Annotated in this window: 1 protein-coding gene; it reads left to right on the top strand. The window is 40.0% G+C overall.

The window, feature by feature from the left end; all coding sequences use genetic code 11:
* Positions 1–361: 361 nt before the first annotated feature.
* The gene (locus SST62_RS0107020) at positions 362–1,615 is read left to right on the top strand and encodes an IS110 family transposase (RefSeq protein ID WP_029186803.1); all 1,254 of its coding nucleotides are present in this window, start codon (positions 362–364) and stop codon (positions 1,613–1,615) included.
* Positions 1,616–1,746 lie beyond the last annotated feature (131 nt).

Here is a 1,746-nt window from a genome sequence, read left to right as displayed (position 1 = left end):
TCCTCCTCGTAAAATAAGTTTATGGGGATTTTTCAATCCCAAATTTTTAATGAGTGTAATAATGTTAACTTGACTATTGCAAGGTTTTCCAGAACAATAGAGTCATGGAATGGACTCATGGTTGTTTCTTTTCCTCCTTGTTGCTTAGACTTCATTTTTAAGTCTGTTACCCAAGCGTTGTCCCTACTTCCAACACACTAGCTGTTTCCATTACGCTCACTTCTGTACGTAGTAGCGTACAGGCGGCAGGTGAGCTAGTGACTAGAATTCTCTTATGCGAGGCTGTTGGTTCAACGTGTTTCTGGGGAACCTTACAGTAGTCAAGAAACTTTCCAAATACAAATGAAAGGAGACCTTCCAAATGAAATGTTTTGTCGGTTTAGACGTTAGCTCTACCAAATTAGATGTCTGTATCATGCTTAGTGATACAACAACTCCCTTTACAGCTTCTCTTCCTAATGACCTAGTAGGGGCTCAAGAAATCAAGAAACAAATTCTTGAACTCAATGATACCTATTCATTTGAACGCATCGTCATTGGTATGGAAGCCACCAGTCTCTACAGCTTTCACCCTGCCATGTTCTTTCATGAAGATAGCGATTTAAAAGCTTTAAGCGTGGAAGTCAGGGTGGAACAACCCAATAAGATTAAGAAATATCGGGAAGCCTTTGAAGAAAGTAAAAATGATACTATTGATGCCTTCTACATCGCCGATTATTTTCGTGCTGAGCGATTTTCACCTGCTTTTCTCAAAGAAGAAAAGTATCTGGCTCTCCAACACCTAACCAGAACGAGACTACAATTCATTGAACAGTTGACAAGAACAAAACAACACTTTATTGAAAATATTTATTATAAGTGCAATACCTTATCTACTGAAATCAAGAATGAGAGCCTCACAACTTCTCTCTGGTCTAGCACCATTATTTCCTTAATGACACAAGACTATACCCTCGACGAGTTAGCGACCGTTCCTCTCAATGACCTAGCGGACTTTATCCAAAAATTGGGGAGAGGACGATTCAAAGCGCCTGAAAAATTAGCTAAAGCTATTCAATCAGCTGTCAGGGGATCTTATCGTCTACCCAAGCTACAACAAGATTCTGTCAATGTTATTCTCGGTCTATTAGCTCGAGAAATCAGAAACCTTGAGAAATTAATCAAGGATATTGATAAAGCTATTGAAGACATGGTCGAAGTCATCCCTGAATACCAGTGCTTAACTTCTGTTCCTGGTGTGGGGAAAGTGTACGCTGCAGGCATTATCGCTGAAATTGGACAGATTGATCGCTTTAAAGACCACCCTCAAGTCGCTAAATATGCAGGCTTGAATTGGAAACAGAATCAATCCGGGAACACTAACTCTCAAAATACTGAACTTGTCAAACGAGGCAACCGCTATCTCCGTTATTACTTAGTTGAAGCCGCCAACTCGGTCAGACGACACGATAGTGAGTATCAAACCTTTTACAAGAAGAAGTATCATGAAGTTCCTAAACATCAACACAAACGAGCCATCGTCTTAACCGCTAGAAAATTTGTGCGTCTGGTGGATGCGCTACTACGCAATCGCCAACTCTATGCGCCACCAAGGAGGCTTATGGAAGATAGATAATGATCTGCACAAGTCCTTGGATAAACTGGTGAAAAAAAGCGATTTTCACTAGGTGTTTTTAGTGTACCCTGTTTTCTAAAAAAACAACTAGAATTTTCTCAACTTTCTATTGACTTTTTACCACTAGACTT

It is taken from the genome of Streptococcus suis YS56 (genome assembly GCF_000440115.1).
GTDB lineage: Bacteria > Bacillota > Bacilli > Lactobacillales > Streptococcaceae > Streptococcus > Streptococcus suis_L.
This window is presented reverse-complemented; position numbering and strand designations above follow the sequence as displayed.